Origin of the sequence: Peterkaempfera griseoplana (assembly GCF_001418575.1) — a bacterium.
Taxonomy (GTDB): Bacteria; Actinomycetota; Actinomycetes; order Streptomycetales; family Streptomycetaceae; genus Peterkaempfera; species Peterkaempfera griseoplana.
Genome location: NZ_LIQR01000693.1, coordinates 1 through 3,683 on the forward strand (window position 1 = coordinate 1; position 3,683 = coordinate 3,683).

Here is a 3,683-nt window from a genome sequence, read left to right on the forward strand (position 1 = left end):
CTCCAGCAGATGCCACTCGGTGGGCGTCAGGCGGATCTCACCGCTCGCGGTGGTCACCCGCTTGGCGGCCAGATCGACCGTGAAGGCGGCGGTGGCGACCACCGGCTGGTCGTCTCCGGGGGTGGCCCGGCGCAGTGCGGCCCGGATCCGGGCGAGGAGTTCGCCCATGCCGAAAGGCTTGGTGACGTAGTCGTCCGCACCCGCGTCCAGGGCGTTGATCTTGGCGGTCTCGTCATGGCGGGCGGAGAGCACCACGATGGGGGCGCTGGACCAGCCGCGGAGGCTCTCGATCACGGTGATGCCGTCCAGGTCGGGCAGCCCCAGGTCGATGACGGCCAGGTCGGGCGGCGCGGCGGCGGCGGCGTTCAGCGCCGTGCGCGCGTCGGCCGCGGTGGCGACCTGGTGGCCGCCCGCGGTGAGCGCGATGGTGAGGGCCCGCAGCAGATGGGGGTCGTCATCGACGACCAGGACCCGGATCATACCGCGGCCGGCAGGGTGAGCGTCATGGTCAGGCCTCCGCCGGGTGTGTCGGACGGCGCCAGGGAGCCGTGCATGGCCTCGGTGAAGCCGCGGGCGATGGCCAGTCCCAGTCCCAGGCCGCCGCCGCTCTGGTCGTCCAGCCGCTGGAAGGGGGTGAACACCCGCTCGCGGTCCGCGGCGGGGATGCCCGGCCCGTGGTCGGCGATCCGCAGCCGTACCCGGCCGTCGGCGGCGTCGGCGCTGACCCGGATGGCACCGCCCGGCTCGGACGCCCGGCAGGCGTTGGCCACCAGATTGGCGATCACCCGCTCCAGCAGACCGGGGTCGGCCCAGGCGGGCGGCAGATCCTCGGGCACCTCGACCTCCAGGCCGTGGCCGGCCGGCAGCGGGGTGTGCAGCAGCGCCGCGGCGACGACCTCGTCCAGGGCGACCGCACGGGGATGCACGCTGAGCGCGCCCGCCTGCAGCCGGCTCAGCGCCAGCAGGTTCTCCACCAGGTCGCCCATCCGGTCGGCGGCGGCCTCCACGGTGGCCAGCAGCTCCGCCTGCTGCCCGGCGCTGAGCCCCAGCCCGGGTTCCCGCAGGGCCGACACCGAGGCCTTGATCCCGGCCAGCGGGGTCCGCAGATCATGGCCGACCGCCGTCAGCAGGGCGGCCCGCACCCGGTCGATCTCGGCCAGTTCCCTGGCGCGTGCCGCCTCGTCCGCCAGCCGCTCCGCCTCCAGGGCCCGCGCGGCGGCGGTCGCCAGCCGGGCCAGGAAGCGCTGGTCGGGGGCGAAGACCGCGGGGCCGTCGGCGACCAGCCGCAACCGCTCGCCCGCGGGCGCCGACAGGGCCGGACGTGCGGACGGAGGCTGCCCCACCACCCCCACCGGATGCTCGCCCGTGGCGTCGCGCTCCAGCAGCGCGGCTCCGGTCATGCCGAAGGTGTCCCGTACGTGCTCCAGCACCGTGTGCAGCGGGCGGCCGTGCAGCGGGGCCGCGGTGATCCTGGCCAGCAGCGCCGCCTCGACGGCGCTGTGGACGGCGGCGGCGCGCTGCCGGGCGGCCAGGTCCACCGTGACGCTGACGGTGACCGCCACCGCCACATAGACCACCAGGGTGATCAGCAGGTCGCGGCCCTGGACATGCAGGGTGTGGAAGGGCGGGACGAAGAAGAAGGCGACCAGGGCCTCCGACACCACCGCGGCCGTCAGGGCCAGCCACACCCCGCCGGCCGCGGCGATCAGCACCACGGCGGCCAGGTAGATCAGCTCGATGCCGGCCAGGGACAGCCCGCTCCGCAGGGGCAGCAGCACGGCGGTGAGCACTGCCAGGCCCGCGGCGCCGCCCACGGCGGCCGGCACCCGGCGGCCCGCGCCGGGCGGGCGCACCTGTGTGGCGCCCCGCCGATCCGGCAACTGCTGCATGATCAGCAGATTAGCCGCCCCTGGCGGCCCTGCCCTGCCGAGCGGTCGGCGCAGCCAAGGGGTGGCCGTCGTGTGCCGAGTCCAGCTGCCAGGGCACGCTGGTGACCATCACCTCGTGCTGGAAGAGCAGCCGCGCCTTGAGGTGGAAGGCGGAGTGGTTGTGGAGCAGCTGCTCCCACCAGTGGCCCACCACGTACTCCGGGATGTACACCGCGATCAGGTCCCCGGGGTGCTCACGGTGCAGGCGGGTGATGTAGTCCAGTACCGACCCGGTGATGTCGCGGTACGGCGACTCCATCACCGTCAGCGGCACCGGGATCTCCCGCGCCTCCCAGTCCGCCCGCAGGGCCCGCTCCTCGTCGGGACTGATCCGGACCGTGAGCGCGGTCAGGGTGTCCGGGTGGGTCGCGCGGGCGTAGCCCAGGGCCCGCAGGGTCGGCTGGTGCAGCTGGGAGACCAGGACCACCGCGTGCACCCGGCTGGGCAGGGTCACCCCGCCCGGCCGGGGGCGCAGCTCCTCGGCGACCCGGTCGTAGTGGCGCCGGATGCCGCGCATCATCAGGTAGAGCAGCGGCATGGCGATGACCACCAGAAAGGCGCCGTGGGTGAACTTGGTGGCCAGGACGACCACCAGCACCAGGGCGGTCAGCACGGCGCCCACGGCGTTGATCGCCCGTGACCGGTGGATCCGGCGGCGCTCACGTGGCTCCGGCCGCCCGGCGAGCACCTGGTTCCAGTGCCGGACCATACCGGCCTGGGAGAGCGTGAACGAGGTGAAGACACCCAGGATGTAGAGCTGGATCAGCCGGCTCACCGAGCCCTGGAAGGCGTAGATCAGCACTCCGGCGGCCACCGCCAGGATGATGATCCCGTTGGAGTAGGCCAGCCGGTCCCCGCGGGTGTGCAGCTGGCGCGGCAGACAGCGGTGCTCGGCCAGGATCGCGCCCAGCATCGGGAAGCCGTTGAAGGCCGTGTTGGCGGCCAGAACCAGGATCAGTGCGGTCGAGATCTGGACGTAGAAGAACATCACCGAGTGCGGTCCGCCGAAGACCGCGGCGGCGACCTGGGCGATCACGGTGCGCTGGCTGCTGCCGGCGCAGTCGCCGGGGAACCCTCCCAGCCGGCAGGTCTCGGAGGCGTACCGCACATGGGAGATCAGCGCCAGCGCGGTGATCCCGGTGAACATGGTGATGGACAGGGCGCCCATCATCGCCAGTGTGGTCGCGGCGTTGCGCGACCGCGGCGGCCGGAAGGCCGGGACCCCGTTGGAGATCGCCTCCACACCGGTGAGCGCGGTGCAGCCGGAGGAGAAGGCCCGCAGCGTCAGCAGCACCAGGGCGATCCCGGTGAGGCCCAGCTCCCCGGGCACCGGCCGGATCTGCCAGTGGGCGCTCTCGGCCACCGGGGGGTGCCCGAGGGCGGTCTGCAGCAGCCCGGCGGCGATCATGGCCAGCACCCCGGCCACGAAGAGATAGGTGGGTACCGCGAACAGCCGCCCCGAGGACCGCACCCCGCGCAGGTTCATCCCCGCCAGCAGCGCCACAAAGCCCAGGTTCACCGGCACCCGGTACGGGTCCAGCGAAGGCACCGCGGAGATGATGTTGTCCACTCCGGCGGCCACCGACACCGCCACCGTCATGATGTAGTCCACCATCAGCGCCGAGGCCACCACCAGTCCGGCCCACGCCCCGAAGTTGCGCGAGGCCACCTCGTAGGAGCCGCCCCCCGACGGGTAGGCGCGCACCACCTGGCGGTAGGAGAGCACCACCACGGCCAGCAGCACCACCACCGCCG

3 protein-coding genes are annotated in these 3,683 nt (G+C 73.5%); all 3 read right to left on the minus strand.

What is annotated here, in order from left to right; genetic code table 11:
- On the minus strand, positions 1-480 hold a 480-nt coding region (locus AOK09_RS35530; RefSeq protein ID WP_055591313.1), incomplete at its 3' end, for a response regulator.
- Positions 477-1,889 (minus strand): sensor histidine kinase, encoded by a 1,413-nt coding sequence (locus AOK09_RS35535; protein ID WP_055591314.1) that lies wholly within the window; start codon positions 1,887-1,889, stop codon positions 477-479. The genes AOK09_RS35530 and AOK09_RS35535, both read right to left, overlap by 4 nt.
- 10 nt (positions 1,890-1,899) lie before the next feature.
- A partial coding sequence (locus AOK09_RS35540) for an APC family permease (protein ID WP_079063689.1) occupies positions 1,900-3,683 on the minus strand: 1,784 nt, incomplete at its 5' end.

What these genes read in the sequence shown, in the direction of transcription:
- AOK09_RS35535 (WP_055591314.1), bottom strand. Translation starts at nt 1,889, where the DNA reads ATGCAGCAGTTGCCGGATCGGCGGGGCGCCACACAGGTGCGCCCGCCC.